Genomic DNA, 19,244 nt, shown 5'->3' on the forward strand with positions numbered 1-19,244 from the left:
TGTAGCACAGAATGGAACGTGGGAGCGTCGCGGGCATATTCGTCGTCAGCATCCTTGTCTTGAGTGCGGTTGCAGGGGTCGGACTCTCGGCGGGGTTCGCGAGCGATGGCGATCCGCCGACGGCAATGAATGCTCGTAGCGACGGGGCAGGGGAGTCAGTCAGAGAGGGAGTCGAGTACGCGAGACCGGCAGAGCGTCCGGCACTGGGTCGTACGGGGGGAACACGACCGGCTACAGACCCAGAAGACCCGGACCCCTCTATCGTAACTGTCCAAGCACCAGACGAGATCTCGGTCGGGGACTCCGCGATCATCGACGTCTATGTCGACAACGAGGGCGGAACCGCGGGGTCTTCGTCAACGATTTCGATGAGTTTCCCGGCGTTCGACAGCAGTCGCGACACCGACCGGTTACAGGTTCGCCGGAACGAACTCACGTCGCGGAATATCGTCGGTGCGGGTGAGACGATTCACACGAGGAGCGGAGACTCGGCGTCCGCGGACTACGCATTGGTTGAAGGATCAACGGAGAGCAACGAATGGGGCAGCGGAGCGCAGAAACGACTCTCGGTGAGTGTCACACCGGAGACAGCGGGAACGTTCACCGTATACGTTCGAGCGACGCTTACCGACGACGGCGACTGGAAGACGAAGTTCAGTGCGCCTGATGCAGGAGCTGTCGATCAACAGGGATACGTTGTTCGTGAGATTACAATTGACGTCGTCGAGCCGAAAGAGAGTATATCTATCTTCCCGGAAGATGAGAACGGAGAAGTTCCAAACGACCCCGATATCCTCCTAAGACGCGCTTCCGATGGAGAGACAAAGAGTCTCGAGTTAAACGCACGCGGAAAATGCACGAACTGCGCGTGGTTCAAAGATTCGTTCGTCGACCCGGGATCGTATCGAGCGTATGTCAAAGTCGATTCAAACTACTGGGGGTGGCGGGACGTTACCGTCTCCGAGGGTGAAGGCGAGTACATCACCTTCGATCGTGGAGGAACGTGGATTCGAGACATCGAACTCGACACCGACGAGTCTGGTGGAAACCCCAGAGTCGCACCGGGGAGTGAGATTCCAGTGACGATCGACACGTACAAGCAGAACCACGGCTCGGACGTGAGAGTGAAATTATACGCCCACGAGGAAGGCACGAGCCGGCCGGAGACGCCGACCAAAACCATCTCTCGCGGCGTCAGCAATGGTGCGAACACGTATCAGGCGGAGTTGTCAGCACCATACGACGAGGGAACGTACGAAATTGATTACGTCGTCGAGACGTACTTCTCCGAGTTCGGCGGGTATCGAGTTACCGATGTCGTCGACGGGCAGACGGTTCGCGTGGAGGCGTACGAGCCACCGCAGATCGATGGCTCATCTCCGGGGACACGCGAACTCACCGTGAAGCCGGGGGAGACGTCGACGTTCTCAGTGTCAGCGTCCGACCCCGATACGGCGAGTTCGCGCCTCGACGTGCAGTGGTTCGTCGACGGGACACAGACGGTCTCGGGCTCCAAGTTCCAGTTGAACCCCGAGAAGTACAGCGCTGGGGAGCACGACGTGTCGGTCGTCGTCGGGGACGGCTCGGCGCGAACGGAGGATGCGCGGGCATCGTGGACGGTCTCGGTCGTGAAGCCGCCGCACGTGACATCAGTGACGCCGACAGACGGGACGGTCGCTCCAGGGGAACCCATCGAATTCTCGGTCCGCGCGGACGACCCGAACGGATACGCGATTACGGACTACTCTTGGAGCATCGGCGGGAAACACCTCGTCGGAGAACGAGTGAGCTACACTTTCGGGAAAACCGGAACGGTCACTGCGGAGGTGACCGCGACGAACAGCAAGGGCGTGTCGACGACGAAAACGTTCGAAGTGACGGTCTCGGGGACGAGCCCGGATATCACCGAAGTCGGCCCCGAGAACAGGACCGTTCGAATCGGTGAATCGGTGTCGTTCGCCGCCAAAGCGGTCGATCCCGCAGGGCGAGACGTGTCTATGTCGTACCAGTGGCGTATCGATGGTGAAGACGCGTTCACGACTCGAACGGGGTCGCGGTCGTTCACAGAAGCGGGAACGCACCGGGTCACGGTCGTCGCGACGAACGAGTTCGGGATGAAGTCGACCGAATCATTCGACGTCAAGGTGTTGAACGACCAGCCCGAACTGTCCGTCATGTCGCCATCGGGCGGTGCAGCGACAGTACAGTCGAAGAAGACCGTGCAGTTCGTTGGTCGAGTCGTGAACGAGGACGCGTCGAACGTTCGGGTAAATCTACGAGTCGACGGAGAGGTCATCGACCGGAAGGACGTCAGCGATTCGCCCGGACAAGTGACGTTTCGGACGAAGTTCGAGAACCCGGGTTCGCATTCGGTCGAACTCGTGGGGAGGGACGGTCACGGAGCGTCATCGTCGGTGTCGTGGGACGTCAAGGTCACAAGCCGGAAGCCCGTGTTCGAATCGTGGAGTCCAGAGGTGGGAAGGATGACTGCACTGACGCCGTCGACGTGGAACTTCTCAGCGGAGGCGCGAGACCCAGAGGGACAGAGTGTCACGTACGAGTGGTCGGTCGACGGGAGTTACGTCTCGGACGGAACGGAACTCCGGAAGCAGTTCACGACACACGGTGAACACACCGTCTCGGTGACGGCAATAGACCCGCAGGGAGTGAATCGGACGCATGAGTGGGCGGTCGTGACGAAGAGTTTCACCGTCGAGCCGAACGTCCGGAATCACGCGACAGAACAAGAGGTGAACGTGGATAACGGGACGACGACGTTCCTCTCGGTGTCGATGCAGAACCCGCAGGTGAACAATCGGAGCGCGGAGGTCGAGTTCGTGATCGACCTCCCGAGCGGCGTGGCGATCAAGCGGATGGCGAACGTGCACGCGTCCTCAACCGGGGACGCGGTCGGCTCGGCAACGTTGCGTCCCGGTGACGAGAAGTCGATGCGTCTAGGAATCTTCGTGAAAGACGAGAGTCTCCGCGGAGAGTCCGTGACGGTCGATTACGAGGTCCGGTACTATCCCAGCGGGCGGAAAGGCGACTACCACTCGGTGCTTGATCAGTCGTCGACGATCGATCTGGTCGGAAACCAAGAGACGCAAGCCGAGAAGGCGAACCAGTTGACTGTTACGGGGAGTCCAGGATTCACGGTCGTGTCGGGGTTGCTTGCGCTGGGTGTCGGGATATTGGTCGCACTCCGTCGACAGTGATTACGTGTAATCTCTACTAGTATGCCAAACACTTATGGTGTACTAGTCTGTTGGTGTTGGTGGAGCCGAAGATGAAACTGAGTCCACACAAATCAGTCACCGTCGCCGTGCTCGCCACGGTGCTGCTCACCGCGAGTATCGCTGGCCCGGCCGCCGCCGCAACCGGTGGTGTACAGTTCGCCGCGACGAATAACACGACGACTACGACCCAAGCCCAGACGACGCAGACGAGTGAACAGTGCGACCCCTCGAATCCCGAGCTACAGCAGGCGCGCCTCTACACTGACGATCCAACTATCACGAAGGACAGCCCCGGCGTCATCTCGGGTTCGCTCGTGACGGACATCACGAACGACTGCCGGATCGTCGTGCAGCTTACGCTTACCGTCCCGAACGGGATGTACATCCAGGGTTCGAGTGACGTCGGCAGCGGCGGTGGTGGTCTCGTCACGAACACCATCGAAGTCGACCCCGGTGAGAGTAAGTCACTCCGAGCGACTGTCTTCAGCAACAACCTCGGGACGAAGACCGTCACCGCCGACCTGACCTACTTCCCCAAGGGCCACAAGGATATGGCCCGCGAGCTCGACGGCCAGATGCTCGAGTTCACCACCGAGGAGAAGGCGATGCCGGATACCAAGAGCGACGGCGGAAACGAATCCGTGAACGACGCGAGCACCCCCAACGAGGGGAGGAATACGCTGCTCGGCGGCGAGTCCGTGTGGTCGAAAAATATGTTGACGATCGTCATCGTCGGCTTACTCCTGCTCCTCGGTGCCGCGATGTACGTCATGGTTCCGGACACGTTCAAGTTCGACTTCGACATCGGGAAACGGTAGAGAGGATGTTCGGGAACTGGTTCGGCGGCGACGACGAGAACGAGCAGGAAGCAGACGAGGGCGAGTGGAGCGTCTCAGTCAGCTCGAACGTCGACCACCTCGCGGATACGGACGTCACGCTGTCCGTGGACCACGTCTACAGTCGAGAACGCGACGGCGGTACGTCGACAACAGGGAGCGTCTCGCCGAGCACGCCGCGAAAGCCGTCTAAGCCGGGGACCGAAGACGGACCGGAGGACGTGACACGAGGAAAGATGGCGTTCCCGCGCGATAAGCCGTTCATGCAGGCGATGGAAATTCGCGGGAAGAACGGCGCGCATCCGCGTGTCGAAACCGTGTACGTCGTCACAGGCGACACGTATACGCGACCAACTGACGTGTTCGCGCTCGACGATCCAAAGTTCTTCTCGAAGGCGACACCGACGGCGGTATCGTCGTACGGGAAGCAGATGGCCAAGCAGGTCGCCGCGAATTTCGCGGACGGCGAGGCTCCGCGGCTCGTCGCGCGATTCCACACCCACCCCAGCGGGAAGGTGATTCCGAGCGCAACCGACCAGAAGAGCGCCGAGAAGATTCGCACGCAGTTCGAGGAGGCGCTCGGAACGACGGATTTCGAGTTCTTCCACGGAATCCACGCCTATCGGGAGGCGTCTGTCGGGCCAGGTGAACGCCACGCTCCGGAGCAGACCGGAAGCAACGTATGCTGGTACGGCGAACAGTACCGGCATGAACTCGGCGTCTTTGACGCTCGCTTCCAGACACCGAAAGAGGTCGTCGTGGAATGACTGAGGCGTTCGACGTCCGCGACATCGACCCGGAGTTCCGGGACGCGCTTCACCGCGCGCTCGAAGAACGCCCGGAGGAGTTACGCGAGTTCCTCGCGCGACAGGGATATCTCGAACCGGACGAGGACGCCGACGAGATCGTCGGCAACGAACAGGAACTCTCGGAGTCCGAGCGTCACCTCCTCGGCGTGGTCGAGGAACTCGCCTCTCCCCACTCCACCCAGCAGATCATCAACGTCATCCAGCGTGAAGACCAGTACGAGAGCCTCCGGAACCAGTACGAGTCGCTCAAACACCGCCCGTGGGTCAGCGACAAGCTGAACAAGCTCGTCCGGAAGGGCCGAATCGGACGATACCGGGATGGCCGCACGGTGATGTACACGTCGGATCCCGCGGAGGCGATTCGTCACTGGGCACTCCACAACAACCGATTCGTCGACGAACTCTCTGGTTCGGATATCGACGAAATCGTCTCCGCGACCAATATGAATCGCGAAACGGTTCGCGCCGGCCTCTACGAACTGATCGATCGCGAGTAACTCACCGCAAGACGACCGTTTTTTCTCCAGAATGCGTGTAGAGACGCGACTCAGCGCCGCGAGACAGCACGAGCGCGTTCGAGAGGGTTAACTCCGACAGCTAAAGGAATTCGGTCGTCTGCGGGCCGTTCGTGAGGTGGACTTCGAAGGCCTGCGTGCTCGCGTCCTGCTCGACGAGGTGACAGTAGGTGTCGGCGATGTCGTCGGGGTCGAGGAAGGTGTCGTCGTCGCGGTCGGGGTGGTGGTCGCGCGTGCGCGGGTTGTCGATCTGGCCGTCGACGACGACGTGGGCGGCGTGCACGCCCTCGTCGCCGTACTCTTGGGCGATGTCCATGGCCATACCGCGCGCGCCGAACTTCCCGGCAGTGAAGCTGATCGCGCCGCCGCGGCTGCGGACGGCGGAGGTCGCGCCCGTGAAGATGACGGTGCCGCCGTCCTCGTCGCGCATGTCGCCGACGGCTTCCTGCGCGCAGACGAACGCGCCGCGCTGATTGACCTTCCAGGCGTTCTCGAACTCGTCTTCCGTGGTGTCCATGAGGCCGCGCCAGGACGCCGAGCTCGCGTTGTAGACGAGGACGTCGATGCTCCCGAAGAACCCGCGCACGGTATCGAACGCCTGCCGAACCTCCTCGGGCTCCCGGAGGTCGACGGGGACGGCGAGGCCGTCGCCCGGCCCGTCGAGGTCCTCTGCGAGCTCGCCGATGTACTCCTCCGTCCGCGCGAACGACGCCACGTCGCAGCCCTCGTTCGAGAATTTGCGCGCGAGCGACGCACCCAGTCCCGGGCCGACCCCGGCGACGACGACGGTTCGTGCCATACTCGGTGATTTTCCGGCGACCACATAGGCGTGATGACCGCCGTGGACGTCGTCTTGGCTCGCTGCGGAACGACCGTTCGGCGACCCCGCCGCCGTACGCTCCAACGACGATGTCGAACGGATCCGGGAGCGGCGACGCGAGAGAAGAGAGCAGACACACTAATACACCCGTCATTCAACTTCAGTCTATGGAACTCAACGAAGGCGAGCTTCAGGTGTCTCGTGAGTTGTCTGCGCTCGACGAGGAGGTGGTCGAGTTCGTTAGCGTCCTCAATGATTGTGGTATCAATTACGTTATCGTGAGTGGGTATGTCGCAATCCTCACTGGCCGCTCTCGGGCAACGGAAGATGTCGATATTGTTCTAGAGCGTTTAACTCAACAGCGAACTGAATATTTGGCTAAGACGCTCAAACAGAGGGGGTATTGGGGAATGGCAATGCCTCTCGACAAAATGTACGAGATGATGAGTAATGGTGATCGGATCCGCGTAGCCGAAGAGGGAGAGCTGATTCCGAACTTCGAACTCTGGTTTGCGAAAAACGAGGTTGAACGAGAAGCACTCAACAAGGCGATCACAGCAGTGCCCGGTGATTCTCAGCTCAACATTAGTCCGCTCGAACTCCGAATCGCCTACAAGCTTCGTCTCGCCCAGCACGCCGGAAGCACGTCAGGGAAAGATTTCGAAGACGCACTCCACCTATACGAGACATTCGAGGAATCGCTTAATACGGAGCAACTCGAAGAGTATCTCAGAGACCTCGAAGTTGAGGACTACTATGATCAGCTCCGACGAGCTTAACGATGAGATTGAGCGGAATGTTGAGAACCGCCGGTCGTTCATCAAGCAGTGGGCTGCCTACATCCGTGAGCACGACGACGAGGAGTGGTCACGGCAGCAAAACAAGCTCATCAACCCTCAGATTCAGCGCGCAAACGAACTCGCCAAGAAGGGCGAAATTGGCCGCGTAGAGTGAAGGCCTGCTCCGACGGGATGGATTTTGATTCTGGATATCTGTCGCCGGTTCACGCTCTATGACGCATGAATGAGACTATCGACTTCGAAAGTACGGTCTCGGAGAACCGAGTGAATATTCCGGGCCGTATTCGTCGAGAGCTCGATATCGACGATGGGGACCGGCTGCGCTGGCAGATCGAAGACGACGGAGTGCTCCGTGTTTGTGTCGTCCAGCAGCGAAGCGGTACGTTCAGTGATTTCGATGGCTACGACGGTGATGGTGACACCGACGTCGAGACTGAACACGACGCGTGGGGCGTCAACGTCAGCTAGATGCCGCGAGCACTCGTCGATACGACCGCCCTCTTCGCCGCTGCCTATCGACTGGACACCGCAACCAATCCCTATCAGCCAGGATAGTCGCCATCGTATCCGCCGCCCGTCGCCTATTTACTGCGTCCCTCGGTAGGACGGAGGGAAGGATGACTCCGATCGAGGTGAGCGTTCGGCTGCTCGCGGGGCTGGGGTTGATTCTCGCGAACGGTTTCTTCGTCGCGATCGAGTTCGGGTTGACGCGCGCGCGCCAGTTCAGCGAAGCGGAGTTCGTCGACGGGAACCCCGCGCTGGAGCGGGCGTGGGAGATGACGAACGACCTCGAAGTCTATCTGACGACGTGCCAGGTGGGGATCACGGCGTCGAGTATCGCGGTGGGGATCGTCGCGGAGCCCGCGCTCGCCGCGCTCTTCGAACCCTACTTCTCGGGAACGGGGCTGGCGTCGGTGGGTGCGGGCGCGATTCTCGCGTTCGCCATCATCAACCTCCTCCACCTCACGCACGGCGAGCAGACGCCGACGTATCTCGGCGTCGAGCGCTCCCGGACCGTCTGCCGGTACGGGGCCGCGCCGCTCTACTGGTTCCACTGGATGATTTCTCCAATTATTACGCTCGGCGACGGCATCGCGAAAGGGACACTGAAGCTCTTCGGCGTCGAGATGACGGGCGCGTGGCTCGAAACCGAACAGGACGTCCTCGAGTCCCGCGCGGACCTTCGGAACCGCCTCGACTCCCTCCTCGAACGCGGCGAGCTCCCCGAGGAACGCCGCGAGGAAGTGATGAACGCCCTCGACGCCGACGAGCTCGCGATCAGCGAGATCATGGTGCCCGAAGCGGACATCATCTCGCTCTCCGTGACCGCGTCCGTCGAGGAGAACATGGACCGCGTCCGGCACAGCCCCCACACGCGCTTCCCGCTCGTCGGCGACGACCTCACGGACTTCCACGGCATCGTCTACGCCCCTCAGATCATCCACCACTACGAGGGCCTCAAAGCGGGTTCGACGTCCTTCGAGGAGATCGCCGCACCGCCCATGACGCTCGCGGCGAACACGACGGTGAGCGACGCCTTCGACCAGTTCCAGGCCGAAGACCAGGAAATCGCCCTCGTCATCCGCGACGGCGACGTCGTCGGCCTGTTGACGGCGACCGACGCGCTAGAGACAGTGATGGGGAACCTCGAAGACCCACTCGACTAACTGGGGTGGGTGCGAAACACGAAGGCGGCGTTCGCAGTCCTCGTCGGTGGCGCTACGTGTCCCAGACAGCGCCGAGTCGCTCGTCGACGTCGTCGAGAACGGTGTCGAGGACGACGAAGAAATCGGCGGGATAGTTAGCGTCCACCGCATCGGATGTTCCCGCGTCCGGTGGCCGGTGAAAGTGATCGCGGCGATTATGCGGGTTCTCGTGGCGGTCCCAGCGACACATCCACGTGCGGTCCTCCCAGGCTTCCCGGTACGTGACGAAGAACGCACCGTCGGTGTAAGCTCGGAGCTCGAGTGTTGCCACCTGGAGAGCGTTGGGGAAGTACTGGTCGTCGAGTGTGGCGACGACGGATTCGGGTTTCTCCCGAGGGAACACGGAGACAGTTTCGACGTGCGAGAGTCGACCGAGACGTTGTGCGACCGCACGCAGGAGTGGTTCATCGAGGACGCGGTCGGGTGGCTCGTTCGCCATTAAGCGTGGGCGGGAGCGTCGTCCGCACGGGATTGACGGGCGCGTTCGAGTTCGCGGATGCGACGTCGGACGGTCCGCCACGCTTGCACCGCCTCCCAGACGTCCTCGACACCCGTGTAGTCGCCGTGTTTGAGCGCGTCGACGTCACTCGGATTCTCGACATCGAATCGGTCTCGGTACGCTCGCTCTTGCTCGGTGAGATCTTCGAGTTTCGCTCGGAGCGCCTCTTCCGGTTGTGAGCGGAGTCGCTCGATACGCCGCCACTCGAAGTACTGTTCGTTCCGCGTAAACTCGTCCGGGGACGTGTTCGTCTGCTCGACGACGCCGAGTTCCGCGAACCACTGGAGGTAGTCTCGCGCCGTCTCCTTCGAGACGTCGGCTCGCTCAGCGATCGCTCGGACGCGCGTCGGTTCCGTAAGCTGGAGCGCGACCCGATACAGCCGGTCACGCGTCGACTCGTTCTCTCGTTGCTCTCGCCACTCCTCCCCCATCGACGGTGCATTCTCCCCGCTCATCGCAGGATAATACGAGCGATCGGCAAGTATAGTTTGCGGTCGGTAGAGTAGTCGATAGGCGAGACGCCGAATCAGACGTCGTGGTCTCGGAACGCGAAGAGATCGATGTCGTCGAAGTCGTCGTCGGCACCGACGACGAGCGTGGCGTCGCGTTCGCGGGCCAGGGCGACCGCGTGCGCGTCCGCGATGGAGATGTGGCCGTCGGCCGTCACCTCGCCGGCGAGCTGCCAGTCGGGTGGAAGCGTGTGGCGCGTTCAGTCCTCGCGTTCACGTTCGGCGTCGCGCTCGTCGCGGACTCGCTCGGTAATCTCACCAGGTTCACGACCGTCGCTGTGAATGCCGTGGATCGACACGAGAAGAAACCGCGCCAGCAACGACTGCGTCGGGGGACTCCCCTCAGTCGTCGTCTCCTCGATACGCACTCCCTCGCTTCCGAATGATGAGTACGTACAGAACCTCGTCCTCGCGGTCTGCACGACAGCCGAGGCGGAAGGGGCCGATACGGGGTTTCTGATGCGGCGTACCCTGAAGCGGTTCGAGGTAGGCGGTCGGCTCGCGCCACGGATCGTCGACGATCTCGTCCAGCTTCGACGTGATTCGCTCGCGTCCGTACGCGTCGAGGCTGTCGAACTGACGGCGGGCGCGGTCGGTTAGCTCCCAGTCTCAGCCCTCCGCCATCGATTCGCCCTCGCCGTCGAGACCGTACTCCGCTTTCACCTCGTCACTGGAGTGCGTGCGGCCCTTCTGGATGTCGACCTCGCTCGCGAGCATCGCCTTCAGGTCGGCGCGGTCGAACTCGGGGTGTTTCACCGCGTCCCGGAGGACGGCGCGAATGAACTCACTACGGTTCGTGTACCCGAGTTCCTCCCACGTCGCGTCGACGTCGTCGAGAACGGTGTCGGGCATCCGAATCTGAACCGTCGTCTGGTTCGAGGAACTATCGGCTTCAGACATACCGTTGTAATGGTGATTACCACACAGAGCCATCACGCTAGTGAGATGAGTATGCACGGGAACGCTTCGAGTTCCGGTTGTCCTACCCCGCAGTGGTTTGTGGCAACGTTCTACACAGCGTTCAGTGAAGCAGGTTCGGCCGGACGAGACCACGAAGTCGACGTTTCCGAAAGCCCCCTCGCGCAAACCGCAGGAGTGTGCTTGGACGTCGTCGTTTCCGAAAGCCCCCTCGTTCTCGACGGCTGCGACTCGCTGCGCGCGCTCGCTTCACTCGCGTGCTTGCGTCGTCTCGCTCGCCGAGAACTCGGCCCCTTTCGATGCCCCACCCGGAGTGGATGTGTCGGCTGCTGGAGCGCGTCGTGTTGGTGGGTGTCCGGTAGTCCGCGCGTTTTAACTGCCAGTCCCTCTCGTATGCTTGTATGACTGACGTGCGCGCGGCGGCCGCGGCGTTCGCCGCCGACCGCGACGGCGGCGACGACGCCCTCCGCGCCGTGCTCGCCGTCGACGAATCCGGTGACGCCTGGACGTTCGACGACGTCGATATCGACTCCGGGACGTTCGGCGAGCTCGTGTCGCGAGGCATCGTCGAGAAGGAAGACGGCGGGTATCGCGTCGCCGACCGCGCTGCGGTGCGGGCCGCCCTCGACGGCGAAGAAGTCGCGGAGGCAGAGCCGCGCGAGTTCGGGTTCTCACTCCCCAGCGTTGATCGCCGTACTGCCGGCGCGCTCTCCGGGTCGCTCCTCGTCCTCCTCGCCTTCCGACTGTTCGCGCTCCCGGACGTCTACCAGCTCGGCCGCACCGTCCTCCTCGCGAACGACCCCTACTACTACCGCTACTGGCTCTTCCAGTTCCTCCAGACCGGTGGGAGTCCGCTGACCGTTCCCGAGGGGATTCGCATCGGCGAACCCCTCTACGTCCTCTTCCTCCAAGTTCTCACGACGCTGCTCGGCGGGACGGAGCGCGCCGCGAACCTCGTCCTCGCCTGGTATCCCGTGGTCACTGCACTCGTCACCGGCGTCGCCGTGTATCTCACTGCCGTTCGGCTCACGGACGACCGCCGCGTCGGGGTCGCGAGTGTGTTGATTCTGGCTGTCACGCCCGCACACGCCTACCGAACGGCGATCGGGTTCTCCGACCACCACCCCTTCGACTTCTTCGTTCTTTCCCTCAGTCTGCTCGCCGTCGTCGCCCTCACCGCGAAGAAGACCGACACGTTCGACGACGTCCTCCGCGCGGACGTGCTTCCGTGGGCCGCCGCCTTCGGTATCACTGTCGGCTTCCAGGTCCTCGCCTGGAACGCCGGCCCCCTCCTCCTCCTTCCGCTCGCCGTCTACGCGCTTCTCGCTTCGCTCGCCGCCGTCGACGGCGATACCTCACCACTCGCCCGACTCACACCGCTCGCGATCGGGCTCGCGCTCGGCTCCGTGGTTTCCCTCCTCGGCCACTACGGCGCAGGCTGGCAGGAAACCTACATGGCCATCACGCCCCTCCTCCTGCTCGCCGGGACGGTTGCCGTCGCGCTCGTCGCCGAAGGAGCGAGCCGCCGTGGCCTCGGCGTCCGCGTCGTCGCCGCGAGCGTCTTCGGCGCAGGCCTCGTCGTCTTCGCGCTCTCGTACGTCCTGCTCCCCGAGTTCGGCTCCGAGTTCGTCCAGCAGGTCAGTCAGCTCTTCCTCCACACCGGCCAAGAGAACATCGCCGAGGTTCGCAGCCTCTTCTCCACCCAGTTCGGCATTATCACCGGCCCCTTCTTCTTCTTCGGCCTCTCCCTCTTCTTCGCCATCCCCGCCTTCGCCTGGGCCGCCTGGCACGGCTGGAACCACGACCGCCCCGCGTGGCTCGTCGCGTCCGCCTACGCCTGGGTCTTCTTCGTCCTCACTATCGCCCAGGTCCGGTTTGCGGGGGAATTGGCGATTGTCGGGGCGGTGTTTGGTGGGTTCGCCTTTGTGTGGCTGGCGAATCGGCTGGAGTTAGCCGCCGCTCCAGGGATCGGCGAGTCGTCGACGTCGAACCCCTGGCGCGACGACGACTCTGAAGAAGCCACGTTCACGCTTCCAGACGCGCGGACTGTGGGGTCACTCTTCGTGGTGTTCCTGCTCATCGGCGGCCTCTGCGCGATGATGACGCCCATTCGGACCGGGGCAATCACCCACGACGCCAGTACGGTGCAGACGGCGAACGCCATGAACGAGTACGCCGAGACGCACAACCAGACCTGGCCCGAGAACTACGTGTTCAGTGAATGGAGCAATAATCGGGTGTATAACGCGTTTGTGAGTGGGCAGTCGAAGAGTTATGGGTATGCCCGCGCGAACTACGTGGACTTCCTCACCAGCACGAACGGGAGCGAGTGGTACCAGACGCTCGGGTCTAGACGCGGATTCGTCGTGACGCAGCCGTACCCCGCCGTGAACGCCTCCGAGGACTCGCTCTACTACAAACTCCAAGAGCAGTGGGGCGTTGGCACTAAGCACTACCGAGCCATCTACGGCAGCGAGAACGGCAAGAAAGCCTTCGAGACCGTCGAAGGAGCGACAATTACTGGCCCTGCGAACGGAAGTCAAAGCCAGCTCTCCGGAACAATCACTGTTGACGGGCAGTCCGTCGACGTCAATCAGAACGTCGACGTCAATCACGGCGTCTACGTGACGAATATCTCCAACCCCGGTACATACACTGTGAACGGGCAATCAGTGACCGTGAGCGAAGACGACGTCGCCGACGGCGACCGCGTCTCCACATTCGACGGCCCCGGCGTCGCCTCCTACTCCTTCAACGAAGGCGAAGGCGACGTAGCCTACGACCGCTGGGGCGGCCATCACGCCAAATTGCACAACGTTAGCTGGACAGAGGGTGTGAACGGGAGCGCCGTCGAATTCAACGGGAGCGGATACGTGCAAGCCCCCGTCCCGAGTCAAGACGAATTTACTGTGAGTTTGTGGGTGAAACCGGACGAGTTGGACACGACGAGCGGGAACGACTATCGGCACTTAGTGCGTGGTTCGACCGGGGCGATGTTAATTCTCGAAGAGAATGGTCGGGTGTCGTTTCGGATTCCAGGAGGAGAGAGACGTCTCTGGATGGCAGGTCAAATCTCTAACGACGAGTGGAGCCATATCACAGCAGTCTACAACGGAGAGTCACGAAGTCTCTACATCAATGGGGAGAACGTTGGCACACAGGAAGTCAGTAACGAGAACGCAGACTGGGGCCCGTGGATTCGAATTGGCGGTAACGCAGGTCTCAGCCACACCTTTAACGGCAGTATCGACTCGACACAGGTCTATGGACGCGCGTTAACGGAGGGCGAAGTGAAGAACCAGACATCACGGGCGGGTGGGCAGTGAAATGATTCGAGTTGGTGTAAATAGCCGTTCGCTCTCGAAGCCCGAGCCGACTGGTGTGAGCCGATATACGCGGAATATCGTTGAAGCATTAAATCGTCGAGACGACGTTGAGTTGGTTCTGCTTGGCGTAGACGAACGACCGGAAGGGGTTAGCAGTGAGGCCGATGTCTTGAGTACGGGAGCAGCACCACACAGCGGTCTGAGAGCCCACTTCTGGGAACAGTTTATTCTTCCGCGGACCGCATCACAAATCGACATTGACGTCCTCTACGTCCCGTCTGGAAACCCTCCGATATACGCTCCTGTTCCAGTCGTGGGGACAATTCATGACTTGAGCCCGATCCGACACCCAGAATGGTTCTCAAACAAGTACGCTCTCCTCTACCGAATTGTAACACCACTCGCTATCCGAGGAACCTCGCATATCGTCGCGATATCTGAGTTCACTCGACAAGAGATTGACTCCCTCTACGACACTCAATCTCCGATAAGTGTGGTCCATAACGGGATACCAGGACGTGTAGAGCCTACCAAGCCCGATGACGCACCGGCTACCGAGTCATACTTTCTGTACGTCGGAAGTACGAATCCCAGAAAGAACCTGAATCGACTGGTATCTGCCTATCAAACCTACCGAGAAGGTAGGTCCGATCCCAAATCACTGGTGCTAGTTGGGCCTGACAAAGACGTTCACGGACAAACCGCGCTTAGAAATGGTAGTGGTGTCCAAAGAATGGGATACGTAAGTGACGCCGAGCTGGAGTGGCTATACCAGAACGCCGTTGGCTTCGTTTACCCGAGCCTCTACGAGGGGTTCGGAATGCCAATTCTTGAATCAATGCGAGCAGGCACCCCCGTTCTGACGAGTCGTAATGGGGCAACAGAAGAGGTTGCAGACGATGCGGCAGTGCTCGTCGACCCGACAGACACGGCAGCTATCGCACAAGGACTTACCGAGGTCATCAAGCGTAGATCGGAACTAATCGATGCAGGCAGAGAACGAACACAGATGTTCTCTTGGGACCGAGCGGCCGAACAGTATGTGGAAGTTTTCCACCAAGCCGCAAGTTCGGAGGGCGCAAAATGAAGATAGTTCACGCCGGGAAATACTACTACCCGGATAAAGGAGGAATTGAACAAGTCATACAGACACTCGCCGAGGGAGCGGCCGATAGAGGACACGACGCGAACGTAGTTGCGGCAGCGTCCGGTTGGCGGGGGGGATCATTCAAGCACAACGGCGTTGATGTGACGAAGTCCGGGGAGATGGCACAAATGATGGGAGTTCCTGCAGCACCGACTTATCCACTCAAACTCCGCCGAGCTGCTCAAAGCGCTGATGTCGTTCATCACCACCTCCCCAATCCGCTTGACGTTGGTTCGTCATTCATTCTAAACCACGATGGTGTTGATATCGTCACGTATCACAGCGATATCGTCCGCCAGTCAGAGTTCTTGCGAGCTTATCGCCCTATCCTCCGAAAGTTCCTCAAATCCGTTGACGGGATTATCACCACCTCTCCACAGCTCCGAGAGAACTCCTCAATACTGAAAGAGTTTCAGGAGAAAACGACGGTCATCCCACTTGGAATCGACTTAGAGCAATATCGGCCAGACGAAATCCAATCCTACGATATTGACAAGCCAGTTGTCCTTTTCGTCGGACGGCTGAACTACTATAAGGGCGTAGAATATCTGGTTCGCGCAGCGGCACAAATCAACGCAAGAGTCGTCATCGTTGGCGATGGCGACCGACGAGAGTCTCTTGAAGAGCTTACTACCGAGCTCGGCGTCGACGACTGCGTCTCCTTTGAAGGGAAGGTCAGCGAGCAGAGTTTAAAGCGATGGTACAAGACAGCAGACGTATTCGCCCTCCCCAGCATTGAACCCAGTGAAGCCTTCGGCGTCGTTCAGCTCGAAGCGATGGCGTTCGAAACGCCCGTCGTAAATACGGATTTACCAACTGGGGTTCCCTGGGTGAGTAAGGACGGTGAAACCGGTTTTACCATCCACTCCTCGTCATCAGAACAGCTATCCGAGGCTCTAAGAAAACTGTTACTGGATGAGGGACTGCGTAACCATCTTGGAACTAAAGCCCGCCAACGAGTAGAAGAGAAATTCGAAAAAAACCATATGGTAAATAAGACGATCAAGTTTTACGAACAGAATAATGAGTGAACCTAATCCGATAAAAGTGGTAAGAAAGCTCTGTTCAGACACGGGGAAGACGGACCAATTTGTTAGACTTACATTAGCTCTTACAATAGGAATATTTATAATAGTTCCAACACTTACAGTGGCTCTCCGGTTTGTAATACCACAACCACTAGCGTCGTTGACTTCCTTGGGACTAGTGGTTGGAAGCTACTCATTAGGGGCGATATACAGGCAGCACACGAGGCAGGGAATTGTAGCCGCACTATTAGTATTCATTACAATATCAGCAAATGTTCCTTTAGGGACAGAAGAGGCAATCCTATTTTCAATAGGGCCACAGATACTACTTGCTCAAGTTCCGATGGTAATGGCGGTTTTCGCATTATGGCACAAATTTGAACGGGTCTCAGTAAGTACAGTAGTATTTTTATTAGGAATCAGCGTGTGGCCGATAATCTCCGCGCCCGTTATCCCAGGACCACGACCAACTATGGCGGTTTACTACGGGATCTACCTAGCACAAGCTGCAGTCACATATTATATATTTCACCAATCCATAATATCTAAGATAATTACAATTGAAGAGTTCATACAAAGCACACTAGTTGTTGTGTTTGGACATATAATATTCAGCATCATGCAATTGATTAATTCTCAACCAATCGGGTTATCATATCTAGGTGAGTCTACTAGAGGGACAATTGCCACAATCACACAATTTGGGGTGACAGTTCAAATAGGACCCTATATTAGTGGATTGGCCGGGGGGGGAGCACTTACAGTTCTATTAGTAAGCACGCTTCCAGCGGCGATTATCTTGGGAGTGGTTAAGACAGATTTACGTTGGATGTTGGTCGCGATCGCATCTACTGCAATTATCCGTATGACTGCGTGGGATTCAGCAAAAGGGGGGGCGCTTATTGGACTCACAGTCACCCTATTGATAATCATACATTATGGGTATTATAAGAAACGTGAGTATATACAAGGAGCATTCGTTACAGTCATTCTGTCAGTTGGTGTCCTACTGCTCTCAGCTCGGCGCACCATTTCGAAAAGGTCAGCAGCCACACAGAACAAGAATGAGAATCCAACCAATAGTACGGTTGGACAAAAACAACCAGAAACCCATGGCACATCAGCTGGTTCAACACCAGAATGGCAGAGGAAGTTCCTCCAAGGGGAGTGGTCAAACAAGATTAATGCCAATATACCAATATTCGATACATCGAATCTTTCGCCAAGAATTCACCAATATATCAGTGGAATTGATCTGGCGCTACAATATCCGGTAACAGGCATCGGAGGTGCAAATTATTACTATATTTCATCTCAAGTAGATGGAAAAGAGAGAGTCATGCATAATATAACTATAGCAATACTGGCTGAGACAGGAATTATTGGCTTATTACTGTGGGGAGGGCTGTTTCTAACATCAATTAAACAAGGGCTAAATACTATCATACAAACCAGTGACACCACGAAATCATATACATTATTAGCCATTATCGCAGGCCTAATATCGACGCTCGCTCAGTTACAATTTAGCCCCCATCTAATTAGCCATACAGCTCTGTTCCCATTAATGGCGATGCTTGGAGCGCTAGCGGGTACAGGTCGAAGAGACTGATTTAGGTAGATATCGGTGAGAACTCCCGTAAGAGGCGTATATCTTCCTCGTCAAGAACCCTCATCAGCAAACACAAAACCGTGTATGTGAATATTCCAACTGTCACATGAACAAAAAGGCCACCAGGAGAATGGAGAACGACCAAGGCCATAGCAAATGAACAAACAATAGATTTCAATATGCTAACTAATATCGTGTTGCTAATAAAATAGCCTAGGCACTTAGCCGCATAAGACGTATAGGCGAGACCAATTGCTGCGGTGATAACAGTCGCAATCGCAGCACCAAGAACACCAACGTGCACAATCAAGATTGCATTGAGTATAACGTTAGACGTCAGTTCAATTGCCGAAGCCCGTAGATTTGCAGACTGTGCATCTAAGGCCTTTAGTAAATATGCAAAGGGCCAAGAGAGGGAGATCAAGACAAAATTCCAGATTAGTATTCGAAGAATTATTGAAGAACGATCGTATTGTGGGCCGAAGAGAAGTGATATCAAATTTGGAGAGATACAGACAACTCCGAAACCCATTGGAATAGAAATAATTGACACATATTTTATTAGGCGTCCAAATAAGAAGGAGAGTTCCACCTCATCTGATTTACGAGACATCATTGGATAGACACTCAAAACCAGAGGAGACATCACAGACACAAGCCCCATCATGATTTTATATGGTGCACTGTACATCCCAACCGAACTAGTACCGATTAATTTGGAAAGCATGAGAACATCAATATTGTTATAGAGTGTCACTAATCCACCAGAAAGGGCGAATGGGATCGTAGCAGAAAGTATTGTTCTAATTCCGATAAAAGATATTGAGAGATGAGTGTTGTCAAACACATGGCAGTAAAGAGCAAATGAGAAGGCCAAAGAAATGAGATTCGAGAGGATATAAATTGATGAAAGCATGAAAATACCACCGGAAGACTGCATGAGGAACCAACCACCACCGAGTTTGATAGAAGCACGCAGTACCTCTGAGAGAGCTGTAATCCACATCAAGTCATGACCGTTGAATGTAGAATGAAACGAACGGGTTAGATACCGAAATACAAGGCTGACCGCGAAGAGAGCAGAGCAAATGAGAACGACAGACGAATATCCAAGCAATAGTGACGATACAACAACAAGAGGAACCATAATAACTCCCGCAAAGAATCGAATAGAAAGTAGCGAAGTTGTATAACGTGCGGTCAGGGAGGACGACCGTGCGACTTCCCGAGTAACAACTTCATCTGCACCAAGGCTAACGAGAATTGAGAAGACGGATGCAAGAGAGAGAGCGGCAGCAAATGAGCCAAAATCATCAGGTCCAAGATACCAAACAACAAGCGTAAAAAACCAAAAGTCGAATGCCTTAGATATTAGGTTAGAGGTAAATAAAGAGGAGACGTTACGGAGAACAGGAGGAAGACGCACCATAGAGGCACATGACTGTCTGTCTTAATAAAGAGATGGCGATTGCGATATCGAAAC

At 57.7% G+C, this 19,244-nt stretch carries 18 protein-coding genes and 1 pseudogene; 13 read left to right on the forward strand and 6 right to left on the reverse strand.

Going from position 1 to position 19,244, the window contains the following annotated elements; translation table 11 throughout:
* Window positions 1-11 precede the first annotated feature (11 nt).
* The 4 genes from IEY26_RS13770 (at window position 12) to IEY26_RS13785 (ending at window position 5,378) form a co-directional block, all read left to right on the forward strand.
* On the forward strand, window positions 12-3,215 hold the full coding sequence (locus tag IEY26_RS13770) for a PKD domain-containing protein (protein WP_188979949.1): 3,204 nt from the start codon (window positions 12-14) through the stop codon (window positions 3,213-3,215).
* Between the two features lie 71 nt (window positions 3,216-3,286).
* Window positions 3,287-4,054: a hypothetical protein gene (locus tag IEY26_RS13775; RefSeq protein WP_188979951.1), complete on the forward strand. Its 768-nt coding sequence runs from the start codon at window positions 3,287-3,289 to the stop codon at window positions 4,052-4,054.
* Between the two features lie 5 nt (window positions 4,055-4,059).
* Window positions 4,060-4,839, forward strand: coding sequence for a hypothetical protein (locus IEY26_RS13780; protein WP_188979953.1), 780 nt, complete (start codon window positions 4,060-4,062; stop codon window positions 4,837-4,839).
* Window positions 4,836-5,378 carry a hypothetical protein gene (locus tag IEY26_RS13785; protein WP_188979955.1) on the forward strand — a complete coding sequence of 181 codons (543 nt, stop codon included), beginning with the start codon at window positions 4,836-4,838 and terminating at the stop codon, window positions 5,376-5,378. The genes IEY26_RS13780 and IEY26_RS13785 overlap by 4 nt, the downstream gene beginning before the upstream one ends.
* Before the next feature lie 100 nt (window positions 5,379-5,478).
* Here the strand turns inward: IEY26_RS13785 and IEY26_RS13790 are convergent, their stop codons facing one another.
* Complete coding sequence (locus tag IEY26_RS13790; RefSeq protein ID WP_188979957.1) at window positions 5,479-6,195, reverse strand: SDR family NAD(P)-dependent oxidoreductase; 717 nt, start codon at window positions 6,193-6,195, stop codon at window positions 5,479-5,481.
* 188 nt (window positions 6,196-6,383) lie between these two features.
* Between IEY26_RS13790 and IEY26_RS13795 the strand changes: the two genes are divergently transcribed.
* From IEY26_RS13795 to IEY26_RS13815, 5 genes are all read left to right on the forward strand, one after another.
* The gene (locus IEY26_RS13795; RefSeq protein ID WP_188979959.1) at window positions 6,384-6,995 is read left to right on the forward strand and encodes a nucleotidyltransferase; all 612 of its coding nucleotides are present in this window, start codon (window positions 6,384-6,386) and stop codon (window positions 6,993-6,995) included.
* On the forward strand, window positions 6,973-7,170 hold the full coding sequence (locus IEY26_RS13800) for a hypothetical protein (RefSeq protein ID WP_188980344.1): 198 nt from the start codon (window positions 6,973-6,975) through the stop codon (window positions 7,168-7,170). Before IEY26_RS13795 ends, IEY26_RS13800 begins: the two co-directional genes overlap by 23 nt.
* Before the next feature lie 65 nt (window positions 7,171-7,235).
* Window positions 7,236-7,484 (forward strand): AbrB/MazE/SpoVT family DNA-binding domain-containing protein, encoded by a 249-nt coding sequence (locus IEY26_RS13805; RefSeq protein ID WP_188979961.1) that lies wholly within the window; start codon window positions 7,236-7,238, stop codon window positions 7,482-7,484.
* A gap of 149 nt (window positions 7,485-7,633) precedes the next feature.
* The gene (locus IEY26_RS13810; RefSeq protein ID WP_188979963.1) at window positions 7,634-8,683 is read left to right on the forward strand and encodes a CNNM domain-containing protein; all 1,050 of its coding nucleotides are present in this window, start codon (window positions 7,634-7,636) and stop codon (window positions 8,681-8,683) included.
* A 46-nt stretch (window positions 8,684-8,729) separates the two neighbouring features.
* Window positions 8,730-9,164 (forward strand): hypothetical protein, encoded by a 435-nt coding sequence (locus IEY26_RS13815; protein ID WP_188979965.1) that lies wholly within the window; start codon window positions 8,730-8,732, stop codon window positions 9,162-9,164.
* On the opposite strand, the gene IEY26_RS13820 is transcribed toward IEY26_RS13815, so the two are convergent.
* The 4 genes and pseudogenes from IEY26_RS13820 to IEY26_RS13835 form a co-directional block, all read right to left on the reverse strand.
* Complete coding sequence (locus tag IEY26_RS13820; protein WP_188979967.1) at window positions 9,161-9,676, reverse strand: DUF7342 family protein; 516 nt, start codon at window positions 9,674-9,676, stop codon at window positions 9,161-9,163. The genes IEY26_RS13815 and IEY26_RS13820 overlap by 4 nt on opposite strands.
* 71 nt (window positions 9,677-9,747) lie before the next feature.
* A pseudogene (locus IEY26_RS13825) lies at window positions 9,748-9,912 on the reverse strand (PIN domain-containing protein); the annotation flags it as partial.
* Window positions 9,913-10,072: 160 nt separating this feature from the next.
* A complete protein-coding gene (locus IEY26_RS13830) occupies window positions 10,073-10,273 on the reverse strand; it encodes a type II toxin-antitoxin system RelE family toxin (protein WP_229774158.1) in 201 nt (66 codons plus the stop codon).
* Window positions 10,274-10,339: 66 nt separating this feature from the next.
* Window positions 10,340-10,630 (reverse strand): ribbon-helix-helix domain-containing protein, encoded by a 291-nt coding sequence (locus tag IEY26_RS13835; protein WP_229774144.1) that lies wholly within the window; start codon window positions 10,628-10,630, stop codon window positions 10,340-10,342.
* A 419-nt stretch (window positions 10,631-11,049) separates the two neighbouring features.
* Here IEY26_RS13835 and IEY26_RS13840 point away from each other — a divergent pair, with 419 nt between their 5' ends.
* The 4 genes from IEY26_RS13840 to IEY26_RS13855 are packed head-to-tail and all read left to right on the forward strand — an operon-like array spanning window position 11,050 to window position 17,761.
* Window positions 11,050-13,974, forward strand: a complete 2,925-nt coding sequence (locus IEY26_RS13840; RefSeq protein ID WP_188979969.1) for a LamG-like jellyroll fold domain-containing protein — start codon at window positions 11,050-11,052, stop codon at window positions 13,972-13,974.
* Window positions 13,975-14,029: 55 nt separating this feature from the next.
* On the forward strand, window positions 14,030-15,061 hold the full coding sequence (locus IEY26_RS13845; protein ID WP_188979971.1) for a glycosyltransferase family 4 protein: 1,032 nt from the start codon (window positions 14,030-14,032) through the stop codon (window positions 15,059-15,061).
* Window positions 15,058-16,152, forward strand: a complete 1,095-nt coding sequence (locus tag IEY26_RS13850; RefSeq protein WP_188979973.1) for a glycosyltransferase — start codon at window positions 15,058-15,060, stop codon at window positions 16,150-16,152. The genes IEY26_RS13845 and IEY26_RS13850 overlap by 4 nt, the downstream gene beginning before the upstream one ends.
* Window positions 16,145-17,761, forward strand: coding sequence for an O-antigen ligase family protein (locus IEY26_RS13855; protein ID WP_188979974.1), 1,617 nt, complete (start codon window positions 16,145-16,147; stop codon window positions 17,759-17,761). The genes IEY26_RS13850 and IEY26_RS13855 overlap by 8 nt, the downstream gene beginning before the upstream one ends.
* Window position 17,762: 1 nt before the next feature.
* Here the strand turns inward: IEY26_RS13855 and IEY26_RS13860 are convergent, their stop codons facing one another.
* Window positions 17,763-19,190, reverse strand: a complete 1,428-nt coding sequence (locus IEY26_RS13860; RefSeq protein WP_188979977.1) for a flippase — start codon at window positions 19,188-19,190, stop codon at window positions 17,763-17,765.
* Between the last annotated feature and the right edge of the window lie 54 nt (window positions 19,191-19,244).

Source organism: Halocalculus aciditolerans (assembly GCF_014647475.1).
Classification (GTDB): domain Archaea; phylum Halobacteriota; class Halobacteria; order Halobacteriales; family Halobacteriaceae; genus Halocalculus; species Halocalculus aciditolerans.